This is a genomic window from Microbulbifer variabilis (assembly GCF_020524905.1).
Classification (GTDB): Bacteria; Pseudomonadota; Gammaproteobacteria; order Pseudomonadales; family Cellvibrionaceae; genus Microbulbifer; species Microbulbifer variabilis_A.
This window is the reverse complement of the sequence record NZ_JAIVKI010000001.1, coordinates 237,002-262,254: the sequence shown is the minus strand read 5'-3', so window position 1 is coordinate 262,254 and position 25,253 is coordinate 237,002. Positions and strand designations below refer to the sequence as shown.

General features: G+C 48.3%; 20 protein-coding genes. 14 read left to right on the top strand and 6 right to left on the bottom strand.

Translation table 11 applies throughout. From position 1 onward, the window contains the following. Window positions 1-228 precede the first annotated feature (228 nt). Together LC073_RS01075 and LC073_RS01070 are read right to left on the bottom strand one after the other, a co-directional pair. On the bottom strand, window positions 229-597 hold the full coding sequence (locus tag LC073_RS01075; RefSeq protein ID WP_226642449.1) for a cupredoxin domain-containing protein: 369 nt from the start codon (window positions 595-597) through the stop codon (window positions 229-231). Beyond that, entirely contained in the window at window positions 597-2,840 is a 2,244-nt protein-coding gene (locus LC073_RS01070; protein ID WP_226642447.1) for a heavy metal translocating P-type ATPase, read from the bottom strand. The genes LC073_RS01075 and LC073_RS01070 overlap by 1 nt, the downstream gene beginning before the upstream one ends. A gap of 216 nt (window positions 2,841-3,056) precedes the next feature. On the opposite strand from LC073_RS01070, the gene LC073_RS01065 reads away from it, so the two are divergent. The 12 genes from LC073_RS01065 to LC073_RS01010 all read left to right on the top strand — a co-directional run bounded on the left by LC073_RS01065 (window position 3,057) and on the right by LC073_RS01010 (window position 13,576). Continuing rightward, window positions 3,057-4,388 (top strand): DnaT-like ssDNA-binding domain-containing protein, encoded by a 1,332-nt coding sequence (locus tag LC073_RS01065; RefSeq protein WP_226642445.1) that lies wholly within the window; start codon window positions 3,057-3,059, stop codon window positions 4,386-4,388. After that, entirely contained in the window at window positions 4,300-4,965 is a 666-nt protein-coding gene (locus LC073_RS01060) for a replication protein P (RefSeq protein ID WP_226642443.1), read from the top strand. Before LC073_RS01065 ends, LC073_RS01060 begins: the two co-directional genes overlap by 89 nt. Before the next feature lie 537 nt (window positions 4,966-5,502). Further along, complete coding sequence (locus tag LC073_RS01055) at window positions 5,503-6,000, top strand: DinB family protein (RefSeq protein WP_226642441.1); 498 nt, start codon at window positions 5,503-5,505, stop codon at window positions 5,998-6,000. A gap of 177 nt (window positions 6,001-6,177) precedes the next feature. Beyond that, complete coding sequence (locus LC073_RS01050) at window positions 6,178-6,954, top strand: hypothetical protein (protein ID WP_226642439.1); 777 nt, start codon at window positions 6,178-6,180, stop codon at window positions 6,952-6,954. Between the two features lie 113 nt (window positions 6,955-7,067). Continuing rightward, window positions 7,068-7,472: a GFA family protein gene (locus LC073_RS01045; RefSeq protein ID WP_226642438.1), complete on the top strand. Its 405-nt coding sequence runs from the start codon at window positions 7,068-7,070 to the stop codon at window positions 7,470-7,472. A 108-nt stretch (window positions 7,473-7,580) separates the two neighbouring features. Then, window positions 7,581-8,414: a signal peptidase I gene (gene lepB / locus LC073_RS01040; protein WP_226642436.1), complete on the top strand. Its 834-nt coding sequence runs from the start codon at window positions 7,581-7,583 to the stop codon at window positions 8,412-8,414. A 790-nt stretch (window positions 8,415-9,204) separates the two neighbouring features. Next, window positions 9,205-9,408 (top strand): hypothetical protein, encoded by a 204-nt coding sequence (locus LC073_RS01035; protein WP_226642434.1) that lies wholly within the window; start codon window positions 9,205-9,207, stop codon window positions 9,406-9,408. Window positions 9,409-9,557: 149 nt separating this feature from the next. Continuing rightward, entirely contained in the window at window positions 9,558-10,577 is a 1,020-nt protein-coding gene (locus LC073_RS01030; RefSeq protein WP_226642432.1) for an agmatine/peptidylarginine deiminase, read from the top strand. Between the two features lie 222 nt (window positions 10,578-10,799). Then, window positions 10,800-11,903 (top strand): serine hydrolase domain-containing protein, encoded by a 1,104-nt coding sequence (locus LC073_RS01025; RefSeq protein WP_226642430.1) that lies wholly within the window; start codon window positions 10,800-10,802, stop codon window positions 11,901-11,903. Between the two features lie 91 nt (window positions 11,904-11,994). Next, complete coding sequence (locus LC073_RS01020; RefSeq protein WP_226642428.1) at window positions 11,995-12,327, top strand: hypothetical protein; 333 nt, start codon at window positions 11,995-11,997, stop codon at window positions 12,325-12,327. Window positions 12,328-12,557: 230 nt separating this feature from the next. Beyond that, window positions 12,558-13,031, top strand: coding sequence for a hypothetical protein (locus LC073_RS01015; protein WP_226642425.1), 474 nt, complete (start codon window positions 12,558-12,560; stop codon window positions 13,029-13,031). 152 nt (window positions 13,032-13,183) lie between these two features. Further along, window positions 13,184-13,576, top strand: a complete 393-nt coding sequence (locus tag LC073_RS01010) for a VanZ family protein (RefSeq protein WP_226642423.1) — start codon at window positions 13,184-13,186, stop codon at window positions 13,574-13,576. Window positions 13,577-13,769: 193 nt separating this feature from the next. On the opposite strand, the gene LC073_RS01005 is transcribed toward LC073_RS01010, so the two are convergent. After that, complete coding sequence (locus LC073_RS01005) at window positions 13,770-15,722, bottom strand: phytase (protein ID WP_226642421.1); 1,953 nt, start codon at window positions 15,720-15,722, stop codon at window positions 13,770-13,772. Window positions 15,723-15,827: 105 nt separating this feature from the next. Next, on the bottom strand, window positions 15,828-18,458 hold the full coding sequence (locus LC073_RS01000; protein ID WP_226642420.1) for a TonB-dependent receptor: 2,631 nt from the start codon (window positions 18,456-18,458) through the stop codon (window positions 15,828-15,830). 352 nt (window positions 18,459-18,810) lie between these two features. On the opposite strand from LC073_RS01000, the gene LC073_RS00995 reads away from it, so the two are divergent. Beyond that, entirely contained in the window at window positions 18,811-20,733 is a 1,923-nt protein-coding gene (locus LC073_RS00995; protein WP_226642417.1) for a PhoX family protein, read from the top strand. A 130-nt stretch (window positions 20,734-20,863) separates the two neighbouring features. Next, window positions 20,864-21,949 (top strand): phosphate ABC transporter substrate-binding protein PstS, encoded by a 1,086-nt coding sequence (gene pstS, locus LC073_RS00990; protein ID WP_226642415.1) that lies wholly within the window; start codon window positions 20,864-20,866, stop codon window positions 21,947-21,949. A 1-nt stretch (window position 21,950) separates the two neighbouring features. On the opposite strand, the gene LC073_RS00985 is transcribed toward pstS, so the two are convergent. Both LC073_RS00985 and LC073_RS00980 read right to left on the bottom strand, forming a co-directional pair. Further along, a complete protein-coding gene (locus LC073_RS00985; RefSeq protein ID WP_226642413.1) occupies window positions 21,951-23,717 on the bottom strand; it encodes a diguanylate cyclase in 1,767 nt (588 codons plus the stop codon). 893 nt (window positions 23,718-24,610) lie between these two features. Continuing rightward, window positions 24,611-25,219 (bottom strand): MarC family protein, encoded by a 609-nt coding sequence (locus tag LC073_RS00980; protein ID WP_226642411.1) that lies wholly within the window; start codon window positions 25,217-25,219, stop codon window positions 24,611-24,613. Between the last annotated feature and the right edge of the window lie 34 nt (window positions 25,220-25,253).

Sequence of the window (25,253 nt, the reverse complement as noted above, 5' to 3'; positions counted from 1 at the left end):
ATTCAGGGATCAAATCGTAAATAGTACTTGCGGAAAACCTAGTGGCTTCCCCTCTCACTCTTCTTACAGCACTTCCCTATGCCCAAATGACCCATCAAGTATTCTAGGTCGGGTTAGCTGTGAAAGTGCCTGAAGGCCTATTAACGTTGTCGGTCCTGGCTGTGAAAAATTACACCTTAATTGACGTCTTAACTAAAAATAGACTGGCCTCTGCTGGTCGTGTTCACTTTATTCCAGAATAAGCGTCCCTCGATACATTTGCATCTGGCAGCTAAAAGGGTATTTCCCTGGTTTGGCCGCAGGGATTTCTACCGTGGTTTCTTTATTGAGCGCTAGCTCAGCACTGATCTCGAGATCCGGGAAGATCACCCATTCCGAGCAGGGATTGGGATCTTCCCTTAAAAAATGCAGGGTGGCGGTATGACCTGCAGGCAGGCGTATATGATCCGGTTCATAGACACCATTTTTGACCAAAATTTGCAGTTGTTCACTAACCGCTACTGTCTTTGCCACACCGCGCCTTGGGCCCAGCCAGAACCACCAGATGATGGCAATAATCAGCAGCACTCCGATGGTATTTACCAGGATCGCATTCATTAGTGCACCTCCGAAGGCTTAAAAAAGCGCAGGCGGTTGGCATTACTCACCACGGTCAGTGAGGAAAGTGCCATAGCGGCGCCGGCAACAATCGGACTCAGCAACATGCCGGTGAGCGGATATAGCACCCCTGCGGCGATGGGTATACCTAAAGTGTTGTAAATAAAGGCTCCAAAAAGGTTCTGTTTAATATTGCCGAGAGTGGCCCTCGATAATTCCACCGCATTGGCTACCCCATGTAGGGAGGAACGCATCAAGGTGACATCGGCACTTTCGATGGCGACATCGGTACCGGCGCCGATGGCAAAGCCCACATCGGCGCGAGCCAGTGCTGGAGCATCGTTAATACCATCCCCCACCATACCCACGCGCGCACCACCTTTTTGCAACTCCGCCACTATGCGCTCTTTATCCTCTGGCAATAGCTCCGCATGCACTTTATCGATTTTCAGATGGCGGGCAACGGCCTCGGCGCTGGCTTGGTTATCACCAGTCAGCATCTCCAAACGCAGGCCCAATTTACGTAAACGAGCGATGGCCGCTGCGGCATCGTCACGAATGGGATCGGCCACGGCGATAATTCCCTGCAGCACGCCATCCACCGCGCCGTACATCACTGTACGGCCCTGTTCTGCCAGATTGTTGGCGCGGGCCTGCCAGTCACCCAGGGCAATATTTTCCCGCTGCATTAACTTACTGTTGCCCAGCAGTACCTTTTTACCGGAAATAACTCCCATCACCCCATGTGCGGTAATGGCTTCAAAATCACTGGGCTTTTGTAGATCGAGCTTCTTCTCATGGGCTGCAGTCACAACCGCTTCAGCCAACGGATGCTCCGAGCCCTGCTCCAGGCTCGCCAATAAACGCAGTAATTCATCGCTATCGCCTTCGCTTTCGATATCGGTGAGACGCGGTGAGCCCTCGGTGAGCGTGCCGGTCTTATCCACAACCAGCACATCCAGATTGCAGGACTGCTGCAACGCCTTGCCGTTGCGCACCAGTACACCGTATTCCGCACCCTTGCCCACGCCCACCATCACCGACATAGGCGTGGCCAGCCCCAGGGCGCAGGGACAGGCGATAATCAGCACCGAGGTGAGCACCACCAGCATATGGGCGGCGCGAGGGTCCGGGCCCAGGTTGAACCAGACCAGTGCCGCCACCACAGCGATGATCATTACCACTGGCACAAAAATGGCCGAGATTTTGTCCGCCAAGCGTGCAATGGGCACACGCGAGCCCTGGGCGTTTTTGACCATCTCGATAATTTGAGCCAGGCGGGTATCCGCCCCCACTTTTTCCGCACGGAATAACAGGCTGCCGTTCTTATTCAGGGTGCCGGCAGCCAGATTATCTCCCTCGCCCTTCTTCACCGGCACCGGTTCGCCGGTGAGCATGGATTCATCCACCAGGCTGCCGCCCTCCAGCACTACCCCATCCACCGGGATCTTTTCACCGGGGCGCACGCGCAACTGGTCGCCGGCCTGAACCTGCTCGATCGGTAGGTCCACTTCTTTGCCATCGCGCAAAACCCGCGCCGAGGTATCCTGCAGCTCCAGCAGTTTCTCTACCGCCGCACTGGTGCGCCCGCGGGCACGCACTTCCAGCGCCTGACCTAGGCTGATCAGGCCGATAATCATGGCGCTGGCCTCGAAGTACACATGGCGCGCGGATTCCGGCAGCAAATGGGGCACCAGCACTACCAACATGGAGAAAAGCCAAGCCGTGCCGGTACCCAGGGCCACCAGCGTATCCATAGTGGCGCTGTGATGGCGCAGCGCCTTCCAGGCCCCGCTGAAAAATTGGCCACCACAGAACACCAGAATCGCCAGGGTAATAAGCCCCATGGCGCCCCATGCCAGCTGGTCTGCAAAGCTGTTGACGGACATCTTGTCAGTGATCAGGCCCCAGGCCATCAGCGGCAGGCCCACACCCAGGGCAATAGCCGAGCGCAGCAGCAGCTGGTGATAATGGCGCTCTTCCTGGGCGCGCTGCTCTTCACGCCGCTGGCGCTCGCTACTCTTGGCCACCTCGGCATCATAACCTGCCTGACGCACCGCCTCGATACAGGCCTGCGGCGCCGCCGCGCCCTGTACCTTAAGGGTTTTATCGGCCAGGTTTACGCGGGCATCTTCCACCCCCGCAACCCCCTGCACGGCGCTCTCAATCTTATTCACACAGCCGGCACAGCTCACGCCACTGAGGCGGAATAGTGTCTGCGCTGATTGCTGCTCTTTCGCCATAATGCTCTCCCGCAATACCGTTTCTGGCGACAAAGTTACAACCTTACCCCTGGGGTAAGGCAACGGATTACAGCCACAATTTTCCCTGCCTTATTTCCGGGCCGCCAATATTCAGCTTAGCGGCTGGACTGGCGCGCCCTACTCTGGCAAAAGCACGTAACAAAGAGCCACAGTAAAGGCCGCGCAAGCCCCACGCCGGAATGTTATTATCGCGCCATGAAACACCCCCTGCTCCCCGAAAGACCCCTGAGTATCTCCCCGACTCTGGCCGCGACTGTTGGCCTGGAGGAAGCGGTATTGCTCACCGCCCTGGGCGACCTGACACCTTTCCTACCCGCAGAACCCTACGCCGGGCGGGACTGGTTTACCGCCACCGGCGAGCAGCTCTATCTACTGCTGCCCTTCTGGCAGGCGGCAGATATCCAGCGGGTGGCCACCAGCCTGCGCAATCAGGGTGCCCTGATGCTCGGCGCAGCTCCTTTCGGTAGCAGTGAGGTCCTCAAGTTCACCCTGCCCAGTGAACATCGCCGCCCAACGGCCCAGGCTCACCCCCCGGAATCGAGCCGCTCTCCGGCGCCAGCCAGCCGCAGCGCTAACACCATTGCCCCCAGCTGGCAGCCGGATGCCGAAACCATGGCGCGCATCAGCCAGCTGGGTATCCCGGAACACTTTGTGCGGGAGCAGCTACCGGAGTTTGTCACCTACTGGCGCGAACGGGCCGAGCCACGTCACTCCTTCGGCTCCCTGCTCCTGCGCCAGGTAAAGAGTAAGTGGGAGGCCTATCGCGCTACCGCCCAGCGCAAGCAGGCCCTGCCGGATAACTGGCAGCCGAACAATGACACTCTGCGCAAACTGGCCGACGAGGGGGTACCCAGTACCTTTGTCAGCCGCGGCCTGCAGCGTTTCCTCGACTACCACCGCTCCAGCGGCAAGCAATCCATTTCCTGGGACCTGGAATTCAATGACTGGATCTTGGAAGACTGGGAGAAGCAAGAAACCCCATTTATTGAAAAACGCAAACCCACTGCCATGACCCGTGACTGGCAACCCAGCGAACACACCTGGGAGCAGCTGCAGCGCCTGGCGATCAACCCGCGCTTTGCCGCTGAATTACTGCCGGAATTTATTTACAAATGGACAGAGCGCGGTGGCCACAGCGCGCGTTGGGGCGAGCTGTTTATTGAATACGCCCGCGAGGAATGGGCCTACTACTGCCAGGGTATTGAGAAAAACCCGGTAGCCAAACCCATAGCCCGCAACTGGCAGCCCGGCGGCGACTGCCTGAGCCACCTGGTGAACCAGTGCGAGATAGACCGCGACTTCGCCCTGTCACTGGTACCGGAATTTATTATTTACTGGCGCGGCCAAAACGCCGCGCGCAAAAGCTGGGACGCCGTATTTGTGCGTCACGCTCGCCACCAATGGGCAGAGCGCAACAAGTTGGCAATAGGAAACTCTTATGGCAATCCACAAGACGCCCACAACAACGCAAACCAACGCACCCGCGACCGCTCAATCGGCGACATACTCACAGACACAAACTGGTAATGCGCAAAATCAGGAGCTGCTGAACGAAAAAAAACGCGCGATTAACGAAGTATTCGCGTTGTTTAAACTGAACTATCACAACCAGTTCAGTGCCGCATTTCCGGATACCGAAACCCTACACCACGCAAAACGCCTGTGGCTCGAAGCGATGGGCGCTTTTGAAGCCCAGGATATTATGCAGGGCGCAAAGCGCGCGATACTGCAGAGCGAATACCTGCCCACAGTGCACAAAATGTTGCAGCTCTGCGCCGCCGGCGAAAACGGCCTACCAGAGGCACGCGCCGCCTACCGCGAAGCCTGCAATGCCCCCAGTCCCAAAACCAACCACAAATGGAGCCACCCAGCGGTTTACCACGCCGGGCGCGAATCCAACTGGTATTTTCTCGCCAACAACCCAGAATCCATCGCCTACCCGGTATTTGTAGAGCACTACCGCAAACTTTGTGCGCGCGTACTGGAAGGAGAAAAACTCAGTGCCCCGGAACAATTAAAGCTGGAAGAAAACCCCGGCACCCCGCTTTCCAAAGAAGAGAATGCGCAAAAAATGGCAGCCCTGAGGGCTGAGTTAGGTATTTAAATCTTCTTCGTCCGGCGCTAAGGAATACCCTTAGCGTCCTCCCCCCCCAATACTCATATTTCCCCACATACTCCCAAAAAATATGACCGGATCTACTGAAAGATTTAGGTCACCTTCATCAATTTTTTTATCGAGCCATCGCAAAAAGATAGAACGCCTCTTAAACTCAAAGAATTGTAGATTTATTGCTCTATCAGGTAGTAGTCGCAATTCTGACATCCTCAGATGTGCACTATCGAACCACTTAGATGTAAAGATTGATTTAATGTTTTTTTAGAGGAATTAGTGCAAAATTCTTCCCGCAATGAGGATCGGAAGGCTATCAGCCTGGTTGATCACTGTAAAAAGATAATCTGAATGGATGCCCTATAATCTGCCCGGATTGTATAAAATAGTTAGTTACATCGTACAAGCTATTTTAAGAATCCGATTAGTAGATTCAATCGCGAAAGAAGTCTTCACTAGATGTATATTTTCTGAGCGATATTAGTCCATTCATTTTTAGCTCCAAAACAAATACTAATAAAGAGGGGAAAAATGCAGTATTTCAATGCATTTCAATATAAAAAATGGGCAAACGAAGAATTACTTCAATTTGGAGAGCAGCAGCTTTCAAAGCTTCCCGAAAGTGATGCCATATTTTTTGTCAGGATTTTAAACCATACAACAGTCGTTGACAGTCTCTTTATCAGTCGAATCTTGGGAGAACCAGAAAAGTATAGTGCAGATAACACCCTAGAAACGCCAACCATATCAGAATTGCGCGATACAATGAGCAAAAATGACTCTTGGTTAGTTCATTATGCAGAATCAACATCAAAGAAAGAACTAAAAAGGATTATTTCATTTAGATTTGTTGATGGCAATACAGGGCAGCTTTCCGTAGAAGAGACTCTGATCCATTTATTAACTCATGGTAGCAATCACAGAGGCATGGCATCTAGAGTGCTGGCAGAAAACAAACTTGAGCGCCCAAGAGATACTTTTACTCGATATCTACATCAAATTGAGCCTTCGAGAAGAGTTTTTGACTAGCACTTAACAAACTATTTAAGAGCGATTCGAAAACTATAGAATTTTTCATATACGCTTTACTTCGTATTTAATATTAGATACAGAGGACTAGGTATTGAACCGTTCGCAATAACCAGAAATATTTTACCCTAAAGGATTTAGATGAGATTAACTCTAGCTGTTATTTGGATTTTTATTATGTCGTACCCGTTAGACGTTAAAGCTAACACCTGGGGGCGTGATTATTACACCAAACCCTTTCAACCTGCGTTCATATTTATTGCCATCTTTGGTGCCGAGAACTCAGAATTAAAACTGTCGGAAGTTGATCATAATATCGACCAAATACCAGAAGGGGTCGATATCGTATTCTACAACAAGTCTACCCCAAAACAAAAAGAATATATCGAAGGCTTTCTGACAGGAACAATGGGGCAATTACTAAAAACGCAATCACCGGAGTTATATCGAAAAACAACACAAACTAACAGCATGGCCATAGTGTCAGGTGAATTTAAGGACGTACAATCACTTAAGTACCTAAAAAATACCATTGGTATTATTAAAGCCATTACAGAAAAGGGGGTTGTTTCTGTAATAGACTTTCAAACCACTAGGCTCTACACACCTGATCAGTGGTCAGATACTTTTTTTGAACCACGGAGACCTTCTCCACAAAAACATGTTTTTCTAATGTACTCTCCAGAGAAAGATGGAATTTGGTTACATTCAAGGGGAATGCGAACATTTGGAATGCCCGACATTAGCCTAGTGGGTTGGCCGGAAAAGCATCTCCATGATGGGCATAAGCTGGCAAGAAGATTTATAGAAATCTATGCAAAGGGTAAATTCCCGGAGTCTGGTATTGAGATCAAGGTTGAGGGATTGCCAAGAGGTATGTATACACAGCTCAAAGGTGGGTACAACAATCTTGACTTTAATAACTATTACATTGAAATCCAATGGCCTAAATAATTCAGAGAAAAAAGTAATCTAGTTTGTTCCACCCTAGCGGAGCTGATCTAGATTTGCGGAGCCTAGAACTTTAGCCGAAAAGCTCAGGATTATATGATCTAAGGAAAGAAATAATGAATGTGAATCGAAAGGAAATTGATGGGGTAAGAATCCAGGCTAAACATAGGGCTTCATGCCACTGTGGCTCCGTAGAAATAGAGCTGCATTTACCAGAAGGGCTTGTCGATCTTCGGCGCTGTGATTGCTCCATGTGCCGCAGGAGGGGAGCAATCGTCGCGTCAGTACCCCTAGAGAATATTAATATCCTAAAAGGGAAAGAGTATTTAAAACTCTATCAGTTTAACACCAAAACGGCGAAACACTATTTTTGTGGAATCTGCGGTATTTATACGCATCACCAAAGGCGATCTAATCCCAGTCAATTTGGTTTCAATGTGGCATTCTTGGAAGGTATAAATCCTCTAAAATTAGAGAATATACCAACCTATGATGGCGTAAATCATCCGGCTGACCTGTAGCAATTCCTATAACAGAACCATACATCATGTGATAAAAACCCACCGACTGGTTTGCTTCCAGGGTGCACTTAGCCTTATATAAAATGACTATTAAATGGAGAGATAAAATTGAACATCAATTGGAAGCCGAAGGCATGGATAGCAATACTCTTAGGAGTATTTCTACAAGCATTCACATTTCTCTACTTAAATAGACCAAAATTATTTTGGCTCTACTTCCTACTTTCAGTCACTGCTTCAATAGTTGACTGGAAGTATCAAACTCTATTCTCAACCACCTTTTCAATAGTATGTCCTGTTCATGCGATTTTTATAGTAAAGAATTATGAGCATTCTATTGAACGGGCTTGGTACTCCAAGTGGTGGGGTATTCCAGCTATTGGTATCTCTTTTTTTACAACGGTATTTCTGATTCGATCTTTTTTATACGAACCATTCTTATTTCCTTCAGTATCAATGCAACCAACAATAAACCCAGGAAATCATATCATTATTCAGAAACTTGGTTACGGAACCTATGGAACACTCGGATACCCTTTAGACAGCAAGGAGATTACCTCGCCTGAACTCATGCAGAGAGGGAAATTGTATGCATTTTACCCGCCCCATAAGGATATTACTTTTGTTAAGAGATTAATTGCGCTCCCAGGAGATACTATAGCTATTAGAGGCAACAACATCACCATTAATGGTTCTCTGCTTACTACTGATAAGTTGTATGAAACAGATCAACTAACAGTCTACGAGCAGCAGCTAAGCGGCATTACTTATCGAATTCAACGAATGAACCTTCTACCGTCTAAGGATATGAACGAGATAGTTGTACCTGAAAAAAGCTATTTCTTTATGGGTGACAATAGAGATAATTCATTAGATAGTAGATATTGGGGCTATGTTTCCAGTGATCGTATTATTGGTGAGGTCATCTATGTCTTCGAATAAAGGTCTAGTAAAACACTCCAGTGGGACAAAATACTGTGGATTTTGCTCACTGGTTAAGTGTTGAGTATCACCCTATGATTCGAGCTATTTTCTCATTGACTCTTGTTCTACTAATGCTCTTTGCAATGAAGCAATGGATGGATACCTCAAAGAAAGCGGCTGTTACCAATAAGCTCTCAGAGATTAAAACCGCAGAATCATGTGATTCTGCCGGGGGTGAGCTTCGCCAGGTTTGTATGAACGGCACCCAAATGTGTATTGTGCAATACAATGATGCTGAAAAACCGTGTATTAGTGGGGTGCAATGCGAGGGGAAATGCCGAGCACCATACAATCATCAGGGTAGTATGTTTACAGTTGGTAGTTGCTCCACTTCGAATAATCCCTGTGGATGCTGGGCTAATGTAGAATTTGGTTTGGTTCAGAAGAGAATTTGTAGGGATTAGCCCCTTCAAAAAACCTTGATAATACCTACTCCATAGCCTGCACAATCCACCGGCTATAGTTTTGCCTCAAGTCTCAAGGCAAACTGTTGTTGAGCATATTTAAGTAATTTAGGCAAACCACAAAATGTTTGGCTTCTGGGTAGGAACTCCAACAACGACTTACAATAATAGTTTTGGCATCTGCTGAAAAAAAAGCATTAGAGTAGAAATTAAATCTATCATTTAACGTTACTCAGCAAGAGCCTTACTGCTCATATGATTGCTCATGGAACAGCTTAGGGAAACCATATAAACTATTAAACCCGATATTGGATGAAAGAAGAACCAAGGTAGCTAAGCATTTCGTGAACTTTATTCCACTTGAAATTGATTTTCTTGGTAAAAAACGTCACTGGCCAACACTTTCAAATACAGATGATTCTGAATTGTGTATTTTAAGAAGTATCGAGTTACTTTTTTATGATGATTGCGAACTTTATACTTATTTTGAATTATTGGCAGCTACAAAAGTGGCAAGCATGCATGAATTACCACTGTGGGTTAGTTAAGCGGATATCATTTTAATCATCTCAGAAAGCACCGTTTTTGTATTTAGAAGGGATATCACACAATGACTAACCGTCGTAATTTTGTTAAGGCACTAGGTGCCTTAACTGCAGCCTCTCTACTGAGTGGCACAAAGGAGTCATTTCCAGTAATGAATAGTAAAAGTACCTGGTACATGCCCGATGAGGGCGAGCCTCACCTGCGTACTTGGATGGCCTTTGGTGCAAGCCATAAAATTTGGGGGCGAAAACTCTTACCGGAAGTCCAGCGCAACTTGGCGACAATTGCCCTGACGATTGCGGAGTACGAACCCGTCTCAATGTTGGTCCGCAAAGCCGAACTGCCGATAGCCCGCCGGTTAATGGGGGATAAAGTTGAGCTAATTGCCTGTTCACTGGATGATTTGTGGATGCGTGATATAGGCCTTGTTTTTATTGTTAATGAAAACGGTGATAAAGCGGCAATTGACTTCAACTTCAATGGTTGGGGTGAAAAGCAGGTGTCTGACAATGACGCAAAAGTCGCTGCTTTCACGGCTCGATACGCTGGAGTACCTTGTATCCAGACTAACCTGATTCTCGAAGGTGGTGGAATTGAGGTGGACGGGCATGACACCGCCATCATAACCGAGAGTTGTGTACTCAACGATAACCGCAATCCTGGTGTTAATAAGCAACAATGCGAGCATGAGCTAAAACGGCTTCTTGGCCTAGAGAAAATTATCTGGTTACCCGGCATTAAAGGCATGGATATCACCGATGGACATACAGATTTTTATGCCCGTTTCGTGCGCCCAGGTGTGGTTGTTGCGGGCTATGATCCCGATCCAAACTCTTTCGATCATGCCGCAACAAAACAGCATCTGAGGATGCTGCGCTCAGCGACGGATGCCAGTGGCCGGGAACTAGAGATTGTCGTACTTGAGGCACCATCAATTGTTCGAGAGCAGTTTGACAATGCCGATTTCGCCGCTGGCTACATTAACTTTTATGTCTGCAATGGGGCAGTTATTGTTCCTGAGTTCGGAGATCCTAATGCAGATACAGCAGCCCAGCGAAAATTGCAAAAGATTTTTCCGGATCGCGATATTGTACAGGTCAATATTGACGGTATTGCAGCTGGCGGCGGAGGTATCCATTGTACAACTCAGCAGGAACCAAGATTATTGTAGACATAATAACTGGCCATCACCTACCCTCCCTTATTTTCAATTTAGTTGAAACTAATTGCCATGTGGAATTTCCATGTGAGTATCTAGATTTCAAGTAATTACAATCGCTCAATAAAGCGTCAAGGTTTTGATAAATTATGGCAAGATAACAACCTTACCGAACAATTGAACATCTAAACCCCATAAATAATGGAATATAAGAACACAAAGGGACGCTGCATCATGACTCATAACCTTTGGTTAAAAACCAGAAAACACTCCATCATTTTATCAACCTTACTATTTATCTATAGCCTCCCAGCAACTGCGGACTCTGTAGACAGCCTTATTGTGGACATCATGGATAAGCGACATATCCCTGGCCTACAACTGGCCATTGTCAAGAATGGTGAAATCATCAAGCAGGGTAATTATGGATTATCTAACTTTCAGGATAATGTTCCTGTAAAGGTAAATACCCTATTTCCCATCAACTCAATGACCAAGGCTTTTACGGGAGTTGCCCTTATACAGCTAGTGGAGCAAGGACATCTTTCACTAGATGATCAGATTGGAAAACATCTCACAGATATACCTGCATCATGGAAGTCGATGAAAATAAAACATCTGATGGCGCACACATCTGGCTTACCCGAGATTTTGAGTGGATATCAGGCCGATCTATTAGTACGCGGCAACCCTGATGCCTCATGGGAGAAAGTCAAAGAGCTACCTGTCCGATTCGAAGAAAATACGCAATTCGATTATAACCAAACGGGTTATGTCATTATAGGAAAGATAATTGACAAATATGTAAAGGGTGGTTTCCAAAAATTTATTACTGATAATCAACTTAAAATAGTCGACATGCAATTGACAGCCACTGCTGGTTTTGAACATATGGCACGACCCATTGCTAATCAAGCAAGGCAATATCTTTATGATTGCAGTAAGGGTGAACATAGGAATTTTTATGGTGAGTTTCCCTACATCATGCAAACAGCAGCTGGGATGAGCTCAACAGCGACAGAGATCGCACATTATCTTGTTGCCTTGCAGGAAGGAAAGTTAATCAAAAATCTCAATTCACTTTGGACACCAGTGACCTTAAAGAATAACCAAACCGCTGGATTTAATGATTTTGAGAATGGTTATGCCATGGGCTGGCAAGTTATCAATAGAGAAAATCATAGCGCTATTAGTGCTAGTGGCGGCAATGCAGTCACTATGATTTACTATCCGGAAGATAAACTATCTATAGTTGTACTTACAAATTTGCTTGGCGGATTACCTATCCAGTTTGTCGATCAAATTGCTGCAGAGTATATCCCTGGATTTCAGTTTTGAAGCTGACTAGCGCTTGGATCTAAGAGTTTTAGCTCTATCCAGAAACCAACTAGCATTCCATTTAGAATACTCAAAGAAGAGAGGCGACAATATGGCTATCGTGATTTTAGGCTGCGTTATTTTAGCTATTTGCATTTTTAATTTGAGATTCCCACAGTTGGCCGAGCTTCTAAAAAGCTCTGCCCCAGAAACCTGGAGAAAACTTGGCAGCCCCTCAGGGTATTCTTTTGCTGACTTGGGAAACACTATCTCTCTATACAACTGGGTACTATCCAGAAAATTTGAGGATTCTGAAAATACAGCCATTCTTATAACTGGAGAAAGGGCATTCTCTAAAGCACGTCGAGTCAAGTGTGGAATTTTGACAGGTATTGTTCTTATAATTACAGGATTCCTATTTGTGCTGGGACAGACCGTCTTTTAGAAACTGTGGAGTACCTAATCCACTATTCATGGCTTTCCCATTGATCTGAAGATAGTATAATCATTGTCTATTTCACTGGTGTTCAGGGTAGTTAATTCGCAAATTAGTACTATAAGAAAATAAATAGGAACTCCCAATACTGAAACAACTATCAAAAAAGTACCACATAACTTGCTTTTATCGCTTCTGGTACTAAACACTTACTTTCTATTATTTAAGGAATGGATAAGATGGAAATTACCTTTACCAAAGGCTCAGGGAAGTACGGGACTCTCAAATGCACCAGGAATGATCACTCCTCAACCGAGACAAAAATGCCCGAACAAGGTATTGCGCCACACGATATGATCCACTTTGTAGTCGAAAAAACACTGAACATCAATGGCGCCTTTTATGGACAACTCAAAGCTGGTGCCAACATTAGCTTTAAACTCGAACACAATGAGTCCTCCAAAGAGGTTGCTGATAAGATTGAGGTCTGGCAGACGGAATCCATGGTCGAATCCCTACAGTCTTTACTATGGTCTCATTCATTGGATCACGAGAACTTTGTATATCTTGTAGGTGAAGCCTGTACTTCCCGGAAAATCACACAGCCTGCAGTGTCAGAAAGAGAGTTTTTAGAAATCAAAGCTCTCCTTTTGGATCTAAATACTCAATGGTCGGACTTACAATGCGGCCAGTCAATCAAAGTTACTTTTTGAGCATTTTCTGCCGAAAAGTACTAAACAATCCAGCTCTTCAAACAGTCTTTAAATGTATACTTATATGATCGCAAGTAGAATCCGTACCTCCCTAGAGATCGAACCATAGTATTTTTCTTCTAACTTGATTATACATACTTAAAATTTTCCCAATGCACAAATTCCTGGCTTTAGTGGCCCTTACTTTTTTCACGTTTATCCTTTGGATAATATACCTAGCTGATACTGGCAGTAATAGTATTTTCTTTACGATCGTTGCAGCAATCCCTTATGGGGACAAGCTAGGTCATATTTTTCTGTTTGGCTTTCTCTCTCTTTTAGCTACAGCTGCCACTAGGTTTAATGGTGTAGATTTCTTTAAACTTAAAGTTTACTACGTTGTTCTGGCTGTACTGTTGTTCGCATTAGCGGAAGAAATAAGCCAAGCCTTTCTACCTTCAAGAACCTTTGATTATTTCGACCTAGGCGGGGATTTAATTGGAATATTAATAGCCAGCTTAATTGGCAATATTTTGGAGCGAGAGAGAAACGAAAAACTTCAATAAGCATCCCTTCTTAATAATTTCAGCGGGCTACTTGTAGAACGTTTTCGGCCTTGGGCCATAACAATAATTCACCCTATATGCTGCTATCGATTCTGAGACTTATCACAGACTTAGGGATAGTACTCTCAGAAAAAATCTCATCTGAAACGAGATCACTCCATTAAGAACAGCACTGCCTTTCAATGAAATGCCGCTACTTTTTCGCAAGGGTTTTTAAACTCAGTGCTTCATTCACAGAATCCCAACCAACTAATTTAAAATTCTGTGGGGCATTGGGTAAGCGGTTTCTGCCATCTTGAATAACAAGTAACCCCATTGGGTATTCCGGTCCCAGGTTCGCGCTGGTAACGTCCAGGCCATCGGTCTCTGAACTACCATCAATGGCGGTATACATATTCACATCTACACGAAAATGACCAACAAAGGTGCCACCATCACGGCTGAATAGCGCATAGCTGTCATTGCCTTGGCTGGAGGCGATCAGATATCCACTATCTTCCATCAGGTACAGGGCCAGACCTTCCACATCATCTGCAAGGATTTTCCCATCCACTTCGGCAAGCAACCTTGGCTGGGATTCACCACTCCGCTGCTTTACAAGATCCAATGACCAGATTCCCCGATCTTCTTCGGCGAAGAAGAGAGTTTGGCGCTCATCATCCACTACACAGCCTTCAACTTGACTATTCACAGCCATCTCTGCCTCTTCTTTTAAGCTAAATTCGCTGGGAATTAGATCAAGTTCAATAGCAAACTGGTGCAAGGCAGCGTCTTTATCCGAGATCCAGGCGAAAAGCCGGTTATCGGTTTTTTGCAGGCACAAGCCATAGGGATCTTGTAAATCTATTGTACGCAGGCCCAGGTGCTCAATTCGCCCCTCAAATGTGATGGCAAATAAATTCACACCTGGGATAGAACGGTTGGAGGCTGCCGCCACTGCACTATAAAGGGGGTGATCAATACTGCGAATATCTACATTGTTCACACGTCCCACAGGGAAGTGCTCAAGCAACTTTCCTGATAAATCGTAGACATTCAGACCACTTTTTTTATCAGTTGCCAAAATTAAACTATTTTGCGGCCGGGATTTGTTCACCCAAATTGCTGGATCATCGGCGGCATCCCCCAATAATTGCACAGGCTCTGTCTGATTGCGGGCGAAGACACTAACGATTGAGTTATCACTCTCTGTCGCAGTTACCGAAAGATCTGAGGACAAGGAATCGGAATCTACCTGATCAAAGATCAGCAGCTGGTCTCTGCCATCATCCAGGGCGAAGAGTTGGCCGTTTAATAACAATGGGGAGATTACCGTGTGGCTTTCATCAATATGGAGGTGCCAATCCGGCTCCTCTTTCAGGGAGTTCAAGCTGTAGCGACGTACCTGATCATCGGCGGTCAACCACAAACTTTCATTTTGGGTATCGAGCCACAGATTGCCAAAGTCTTCACCGAGCCATTGGCCACTTAGGACCAATTCACGTTGCTCATCTTTTTCCGCATTGGCATTTAAACTCAGGATGCCGATAGGCGGTTGGGAGACTAACAGATGTTGTGTCTTAGAATTCACTGCACAAGCATTGATCTGTTCACCAAAATAGAGCGGGCGCATTTCTTGCAACTGCCACTGCTGCTGGGCCGGTAAAAGTAAATATTCGTAGCCTATGCCATCCTCGCCGATAGTAAATAAGTGCGTTCGCTCCTCTTGATGAGAAAAGCACAGGGCACTTTGCGAAGCATGCATTTTTTGGCTACTCAGTAGCCTAAAATCCAGTTTTCGTTCACCTTCGGTGGGTCTAATTTCATGTAAATTTAATTGCGCTTGGCCCTCGTCATATGAGGCTACCATTAAATTTTTATTAGGCAGAGCCTGTACTGCCAAGCGCTCTACCCGCCCCTCTTGAGCGGCGATTATTTCTCCAAAGGGGTTAATTAAAATCAAACCGCGGCGCTCACTGGCAAGTAGTAAATAATCCTCACCATCCACTTGTACCGGCAGCATCTGCTCGGCTTCTATTGCCCCAAGTGAGATGACCTGTTGGGGTAGTGCTTTTTTAATGCGTAAAACAGAATCCACTTCATGACCACAGCCATAAAACAGAGAGATGCAGAGAGTGATTGCAAAAATAAAACGCAGCTTGTTCATGGGTAGCAGTTACATTTCAGAGAATAGACCCCGCCTGTGCGGGGTTCGGTAAATTGCGCATGCAACTGCGCTATTATTTTCAAAGAGACTTTAGAAACGGCCTCATTAGAAAGTGCTGTAACTCAGCCCTAAGGCGTAGGTCGGGCCATATTCTTCATATTGGCCGTTAAAGCCGGAGTGATGTACATAGTAGGGTTCATCGGTGAGGTTCACCCCGGTGAATGTCAGCTGCAGGCCGTTGCTGAAACGGTAACGAGCGGAGAGGTCCAATTGTAGGTGATCCTCTTCGTAACGATCACGAGAGGCATCCTCCATGTTCACCTCCAATAGTTGCTCACTGCGGAAAGCGGCGGACAAGCGCAAGCTGAAGTCATCGCGCTCATAGCCGACAATAAAGTTACCCACCAGGTCGGCCTGGGAAGGCAGGGAGATTTTGTCACTACGCTGACGATCCGGTCCCAGGCCAAGACGGGCCTCGGAATCGGTAAATGTCGCATTGGCGCGCAAGAGAAAGCCGTTATCAAAACCCCGTGTCCAGGCCAACTCAGCACCGTTAATTCGTGCCCGATCACCATTGATGGGTTGCATTACCTCAGCTTCTTCCACTGCCAGGTTGCCGATGTACTGAGTCAAGTCCGCGCTAAGGGAAACATCGGATATCACAATAAAGTTGTCGATGTCTTTATGGAACAGCCCAAGGGAGAACATACCCAGGTGGTCCGCGTAATATTCCGCGGAGATATCCAGGTTGCGGGATTCGTAGGGTTGTAAATTCGGGTTGCCAGCTTCCACTTCCAGCTCACCATCGTCGTACTCAATTTTAGCCGGTGATGGATTCAGGTGACCAAACGAGGGACGTGAAAGGGACTCGGTGTAAGCTGCGCGCAGAACAATATTATCGTTGTAGTCAAACTTGAAATTGACACTGGGAAAGAAATGATCGTAGTCGCGCTGGAAGTTGACCGCACTTGCATAGACCTCATCAGCGATAGGATCGGCATCGGGTACCGGCTCCTCGGATTCAATGACACGCATCCCTTCGGCACTGAAATCGGTGCGCTCATAACGCACACCAAAAACCCATTGGGCGCGATCAAGTTCGATGGTATTCATCACATAGAGTGCGCTGATATCTTCCTGCATCTTATAATCCCGCGCAGAGGAGAGCGCGGTTTCAGTTTCATCCAATTCAAAACTGGCGATACTGCGATTGATAAAGCTGTTGAGACTGCCAGGATTAACTCCCGGCCCAAAAGTATCGAGGCCGTAGTCGATATCGTTGCGGACAAAATCTGCCAACGTAAAGTCACCACCAAAGCCATCATAAACACTGGCATTCAGGTCACCGCTTTTTTCTCGCTGGCGTTCGTGCAAGCCAAACTGCACGGTTGAGGCATAATCTCCCCTCTCTATTTCCCTGGAAAAATCCAAGCGTACACTCAGCTCCTCATCCTCGGTGAAGTTATCCTCAATCACCAGCTCGTCCAGCTGGTAATTAGCGGGGTCTAATATTTTTTCAGCATCGGAACGGCCCACCGCCATACGCGGGGTCTTATCGGCTTCCACATAACCCAGGCGTAGTGGCTCGAGAACAAAGTCGGTATCGCGACGGTGAGGCTCGGATTCCTCCGCATGGGAATAGCCCAGCGCATAGGACAGACCCCATTGTTCGAAATTGTGCTCACCACCCAGTACCGTCGAAATAATTTCCTGTTCTTCCAAACGATCCTTCAGAGATTTTTCCAGAGCCGCTTCGTCCCAAATTGCGGAATTTCTGGAAATCGTTTCCGGCTCATCGCGTTCCGCATCCAATTTCCAGGAATTGCGCTGGCGAATCTCCTGATCGGAGAAGTCGGAATAAAGACTGTGCAGATATATCCGTGCATCACTGCTCAGTTCCAGATCAAAATTGGCGGCCACGCCAGTGCGCTCGCGGGTTATGGTGTAGTCCCGCTGCTCTATTTCGGTTGCGCCGATTCCCTCACTGCCATCTTCGGCCACAAGCGGTGCCCAGCTGCCATCGGTCTCGATATTTTCAGAACCAAAATCCCGTTCCTGATGGCTAACCGCCAGGGCAACACCGAAACGCCTATCACCCTCGAGATCGAAAACATTGGTCATGGTGGCTGCGTATTTTGGGCTGTGCTTTTCCTGCAGGTCGCTGTAACTGTTTTCAACGCTGAATTTATAGCGGCTGCCATCGTAATCCAGTGCGTTGATACTCTTGATCTCTATCGCCCCGCCGATGGAGTCTGCACTCATATCTGGAGTTAGGGTCTTAAATACTTCCAAACTGGCGAGCAGGTCTGAGGGAATCACATCCAGTGCCACAGCGCGGCTATCTGTTTCCGGGGCGGGCAGACTCACGCCATTGATGGTGGCGGCATTCAGGTTGGGGTCTATACCGCGCACCCCCACAAAACGTCCCTCCCCCTGGTCGCGGGCGATAAAGACCCCTGGCATCCGCTGCAGGGCCTCGGTCACATTGGCATCCGGCAACTCACCGATGGCATCAGAGGTTTGTACCGCCACCAGCTTGTTGGAGTCCCGCTGGCGATCCAGGTCACTGCGCGCGTTGCTGGCTTGGGCGGTAACAGTCACCGTTTCCATAGAGCGGGTCTGGTTTTCCTGTGCATAGGTATTGGCGCACAGAGTGGCATTGACGCAAAAAATTGCAACGGCAAGTGTGGTAATGGGTGAATTGGGCAATCGAAAACTGATGGTTGTATTTTTCATGGCGTCCCACTCCGATTGATGCCGGTGGCGTATTTAGTGGCTTATGGGTTGGAGCGCAGACTAGTGGGCGACTATGAACTTTACATGACGGTTTTTTTAAGCTGTCATCAAGCTTTCAGAAATGCCTGGGAATATTCCTGAAAAAATGAAATATCATTCATTATTTATTTGGTGTTAAGCAAAAAATTTATTACTTATAACTTTTTTGGCTGCAGACTGAACTAAGCAGACTGAACTAAATAGATGAGTCACCAGTTGAGGTAGCCAGAAAATACAATAATTTCCACCTTATGATTTTTTAGTAGTCCAATAAAAGCCTTTTTCTCAGGTTTCCTGCAATGGAGCAGCTGTAATGAAAGATTTTCCGAAAAATCCCGGCCGCCGAATGCTACTCAAAGCCATAGGCGGTGCCACTGCTGCGGGCGCCGCCACCAGTTTTATTCCCGGTTGTGGCTCGGAGCATAAACAGAAGAATCTTTCTTTCCAGGAAATTCCCCATAGCCTGGATTTCAACCATCACCTGCCGCAGGGTTATAGCGCTGATATTCTGCTGAGCTGGGGCGACCCCATTGTCGATAACATTGCGCCGTTTGATCCGAAACAACTAACCGCACAGAGCCAATTGCAACGCTTTGGCTACAACAATGACTTTATCGCCTTTATGCCACTGGCAGAGGGTACCCCTGCGGAGCGCGGTGATATTCACTATCAGAGCGGCAATAGCGATCGCGGCCTGCTGTGTGTAAACCACGAATATACCCTGCCGCACCTGATGTTTTCCGGCTATAACGATGAATATAGTGCCACCCGTGGTGTCAGCGCAGAGCACGTCGCAATAGAAATGGCCGCCTGCGGGCACTCGGTTGTGGAAATCAAGCGCGCAGGCAAAGGCTGGCAGCCGGTCTTGGACAGCCCCTATAACCGCCGCATCACCTCAACCACGCCGATGCAAATTAGCGGCCCCGCCGCCGGGGACAAGCGCCTGCAAACCACTGCAGATCCCTCTGGCACCCAGGTGCTCGGCACCATTGGCAACTGCGCCGGTGGCAAGACCCCCTGGGGCACGGTGTTGGTGGCCGAAGAGGGATTTGGCGGCGCTTTCCAGGGTGACCCCGACAAGATCGAGGACCTCCGCGAGGCACGCAATCATCGCGATTTCGGTATAACACCCCACAACCGCAACCTGGGGGATTACGACCGACGCTTCGATATCCAGCATGAACCCAACGAACCCAACCGCTTTGGCTGGATGGTGGAGTACGATCCCTACGATCCCCAGTCCACTCCGCGTAAACTGACTAGCCTGGGCCGATTTCAACACGAGGGTTTTACCCTGGCATGCAAGCCAGGCCAAGCGGTGGTGGCCTATGGCGGAGATGACGACGAGGTCCAGTTTATTTACCGCTATGTCTCGAAAGAGGCTTACCTCCCACAAGATCCGGCCCACAATCGCAAGCTGCTCATCGAGGGCACACTCTATACGGCGCGTTTTGATCAGGACGGCAGCGGACAGTGGCTGCCGCTGGTATTCGGGCAGGGACCATTAAGCCGTAAAAATGGTTTTCACAACCAGGCAGATGTCTTGATTGATGTGCGCCGAGCCGCCGCATTGCTGGGCGCTACTCCCATGGATCGCCCGGAGGATGTGGAGACCAATCCCCATAACGACTGCACCTATGTAATGCTGACCAAGAATAAAAGCCGCGCTGAGGATGGAGTGGATGCGGCCAATCCCCGCGCCCGCAACGCCGCCGGGCATATTTTGGAAATTGCTCCGCCTGGTAAAAATGGCGTAAGGGATCACACTAGTGACCAGTTTCGCTGGCAGCAGTTTCTTCTGGGTGGCAACCCCAATGCCGAAAACCCTTTAGAGCGCGGTGCCTATGGCCAGCAATCCAGCTACAACATTTCCAGTCACGGCTGGTTTGCCAACCCGGATAATGTTGCTTTTGACCCCCTCGGCAATATGTGGGTGGCCACAGACGGCTGTGAGAGCTTTGGCTTTCACAATGGGCTCTGGGCCATGGCCACAGAGGGCCCCTTACGCGCCGCTCCAAAACACTTCTTTGGTTGCCCCCAGGGCGCCGAGGCATGCGGCCCAGAGTTTACTCCCGATGGCAAAACTCTGTTTGTCTCTGTGCAACACCCCGCCGATGCACTCAATTCTACCTATGACCATCCCCTGCACCGCTGGCCGGATAACAAACCCAAGCTGCCGCCGCGTCCCTCGGTATTGGCCATCTACCGGGACGATGGCGGCGAAGTGGGTAGCTAGTTTCATCAGGACGGCGCACTTTCACACGGAGCCGCCAGCCCTGCTAGAATTTTTTTATCGAAGCCCTTTTTTTTGCGGCTCGCCGCCGGCTTCTATTAAGAGACTGGCGGCCCTTTAGTTGAGGTACCCCATGTTATCGAGGTACGCCGCTGTGCTACGCCGCCTTGCAGCCATCCTGGTGGTGACCACTGGCATCCCACTATTTAGCTTGCAGCTTCAAGCCCAGGTACCAGAAAACCCCGTTAACCTACGGGGCAGTGGCGCCAGTTTCCCCTATCCAATTTATGTGGAGTGGTTTCGTCAGTTCACCCACCGTGAAAACAATATTTTTATTTTTTATGAGATGAGTAGCAGCGGCGATGGCATCAGAGATTTTCTCGGCCATACCGTAAATTTTGCCGCCTCCGACGCCGCTATAGAGATTGATGAGCTAAAAAATGTCAAAGAAGGTGGTGTTGTATTACCCGTCACCGCTGGGCAGGTGGTATTGGTGTTTAACTTGCCAGGCATCGACAAATTGAAGCTGTCGCGGAAAGCCTATGTGGGCATTTTTATGGGCAAGATTCGCCACTGGGACGACCCTCTTATTGCCGCCAGCAATCCCGATATTAAATTGCCGCGCACGGAAATCTCCGTGGTCACCCGCTCAGAGAGCTCTGGTACATCCTATATTTTTTCCGGCCACCTCAGCGCTGTCAGTGAGGAATTTCGTCAAAATATTGGGCTCGACCGTACTCCCGACTGGCCCAGGCTATCAACCTTCAAACGGGCACCCGGCAACCAGGGCGTTGCGGCCAAGGTGCGGGAAATTCCAGGGGCCATTGGCTATGTGGAGCACGGCTTCGCCAAAATCGTAAACTTACCCCTAGCGATTTTAGAAAACCGTTCAGGCAGGTTTATCGAGGCCAATGCTGAAAGTGGTGCGGCAGCTTTAGAGGAAGTGGAATTTCCCGACAGCAAGTTACCAATAAGCGGCGCACCCAACCTGATCGCCTGGGTTTGGGATCCCAAGGGCAAGAATGCTTACCCGATTACCAGTTTTTCCTGGCTGCTGCTCTACGCCAATCAGGATGACAACATCGCTCAGGCTTTGCGACAAATGTTGGTATTTATGTTGAATCAAAACTCCCAGAAGGAAGCCGGTAATATTGGCTTAGTGCCCTTGCCGGATAACGTTCGCCTCAGAGTACTGAACGCCGTGACCTACGTGCAGTAGCTCAGGACTCTACACAGGCATACTCCAACACGCGATTGCGCCCGCTTCTTTTGGCTCGATAAAGGGCATTGTCGGCATGCTGTAACAACTCCAATACATCGCCTTCTCCTCGCAATTGGGCCACTCCGATACTAGCGGTAAATTGCACCGGTCCCTGCGCGGACGTAATAATAATTTTGGCGATATCTCTGTGGATTCGTTCGGCGATAACCAATGTACCCGGACCATCAGCACTGACCAGTAGCGCGAATTCTTCACCACCTATGCGACCAAATACATCTACCTCGCGCACATGCTGAGAAATCACCCTTGCGGTAGCACAGAGGGCCTGATCGCCAATTAGATGGCCGTGGCGATCATTAATAGATTTAAAACGATCGATATCCAGCATCAAAATGCCCAGGGGAATCCCTTTGCGCCGAGCCAGCTTGAGCAGCAGATTAGACTCTTCAAAAAAACTGCGCCGATTGTGAATCCCGGTAAGGGGATCTGTGCGCGCTTCCAGTTCGGCCCTGATCTTGGCAGCTTCCAACTCTCTGGTGCGCGACTGCACCAGTTCCTCCAGATCGGACTTGGAAATTTCCAGCTGCTGCAGGTATTTTTTTTCCGCTCTATCTTTCTGCAGACGCAAGCGCTGCACCATCAAACCAATCGCACCCATAATCGCCAACATCTCCACAAAGGAGGCCACTGGCGGCCAGTAATAGTTGACCGGGTTGTGCACCACAAAGCCAAGATCGCGCATTGCCTGTACCAGTAATCCCAGTACCAGAGTGGTCCAACCCAGGGCAAATACCCCAGCGGCATTTTCCCCCTGCCGCCAGCGAATCATAGCGATGGGTACCACTATTGGGTAACACAGCAGTGCGATAATCATGGAGATCTGCGAGAGAGCCTTTAGTTCCAGTAACACGCAACCGATCAGGAAAGCGGCATTGAGCATCATCAGCTGCAAAAGAAAATCCAATTTTGGAGTGAACTGACGGGTTTCGAGAAATGTCCGCGCAAAAACAAGCCCAGCCATAATCGCCACAGCCCCACTCAGCGAGGCGTAACCCCAGTGGGAGCTGGCTGTCATCAGGTATTGATGGGTATATCCCAACACCGTACCCCACACCAGAATTTTGCTGGCACAGTAAAACGAATAGATATAGAGAATCTTTTCCTTAATCGCGATGGCACCCACCAGGGCAAAGACTGCCATGAGGAAGTAACCCCCAAATAGGAAAGCGATCAGGCTGGTTTCCCCCTTACTATTCTGCTGCAATGCCTGGGGGCTCCAGATACGCAGACTTGGGAATGCCACCCCCAAATCACCAACATCGAACCTCACCATCAACTCCTGGGTGGCCCCTGGTGCGATAGTAATTGGAAAAACAAAGCGGTTATGGGCCACCTGCCTGCTAGCAAAGGGCTCATATATAGAGAGGTGACTGATCTCGCGGTAGAGATCACCGCTAGCGGCCTCCCTACTAAAAGCCTTTAGACCGACCAACTGGTGATCAACGTACTCGATATGTAGGGTTGTCGGCTGGCTGTCACGATTGCGAAGAGCAAAATGAGACCAGAAGGCCCCGGCACTGAGGCCGGTTGAGCCAGCCGTCTCCAGAGTGCGAAACTCTCCCAATTCATAGGCTTGTCGCGCACTATCAATATCGCTCTCGCCACTCTCGTCATGCCATATGGCATGGAGACCGGTGGATTTTTCGCCATTCTCGCTAACAGCTACATCCAGGGGCGTATGTGCCCATACCGGAGTATTGGACAAAAAAGCCACATAGAGAAAGAGAAGAAAGAAAGCACAGAAAACGGGACGAAAGTACCAAGATTTGAAAGCAGCATGCCACAGATTCAGTAACCGCTGTCTTATTATTCTTTCTTTCATAATCCTGGCGCGCGGGAATAAACCTAACCGTTATAAATGCTTCCCCTAAAGCAGTAAATGACACCCTCTCACTTAACATGGGACATTCTGGGTAAGAAGTGCTTTTAAATTGGCAGCCTGCCGGATTTACCTAACCAAGTAGCCATTTCGTAACGACTTAAAAGTACTTTAAGGGTATCTATTATGCAAAATCATTATTTTTAGGATAGTCAGAAAAATAGCAATCAAGCCTGTATGAGTGAGAAAACAGAAGTTCCTTCACCAACCCGCCTAGACCAGCGGAAGCATAAAAATGGTTAAATAGCCAACAATGGCTTGATCGTTGCCACAGAAACTAGGATAGCCACACCCCTTTTAACAAATTGATCGACTGCTAAAAACCGTCGACTCAAACTTCTCCAACTGAGTACATTACTTTTTTTGCAATGAGAAATTTCACGAAAGTTCCATCTCCCAATTCACCCAATTCAAATAAGTACCCCTTAGAAACTTCATATTTTCCCTTAAGAGTTTCTCATCTTTAGGTTAATCCGATAAACCCGAGAGCACTCCAGATAGTAAGTCAGAAACTTTGCTCGGTCGGCTGATCTCCTGATTTACAAAATAATAAGTAAGCATAGGGAGGCTCTTTTTTGCTGCAATGCAATTATTCAGCAGCGTCTTGGCTCTGAGCAAAGAGTAATCCCCTGGATGGTGTTCAAATAGGCTTGATAAGTGGATTCCTGTAAATACCCCGACTGACTTTCGGGGTATTTATTCTTCCAGGCTTGGACGGCTTAGATGGAAAAGAACTGCTGTATACCCAGCAATACATTGGTGGTGGCTACCGAGGCGAGGATTAGTCCCATCACCCGGCTGACAATACTGGCACCAGCATCTCCAATAAAGCGATAGATCCAATTTGCGGTAAGCAATAGGACAATCACAATGCCCAATACCGCAAGCATGGCCGTGGCAGTATTAAATTGGTGCATCATATCGAAGCGGTGGTTATCGGTAAGTACCACAGCCGCCAGCATGGCACCCGGCGAGGCTATTGAGGGCACCGCCAGTGGGAATATGGCGGTCTCATGGCCCTCGCGGACAATTTCCATCTCCTGCTCAGGCTTACTATCACCAAAGATCATCGTGAGAGCGAATAAGAATAGCACCACGCCACCAGCTACCTGGAAAGCGGAGAGCGGTACACCGATAGCCTCCAGCAGGAACTGGCCGGCCAACAAAAAGAACAGCAAGATACAGGTGGCTACCAATACCGCCAACCAGGCAATTTTACGTTTTTGCCATTCGGCGTGGCGGGAAGTGACCGCAATAAATACCGGCAGGGTGCCTACCGGGTCGATCACCGCAAAGAAAAAGACAAAACTACTGATCCAATCGTTCAATTGGTACTCCGGCGTGCCGTGCTACTATCCGCTT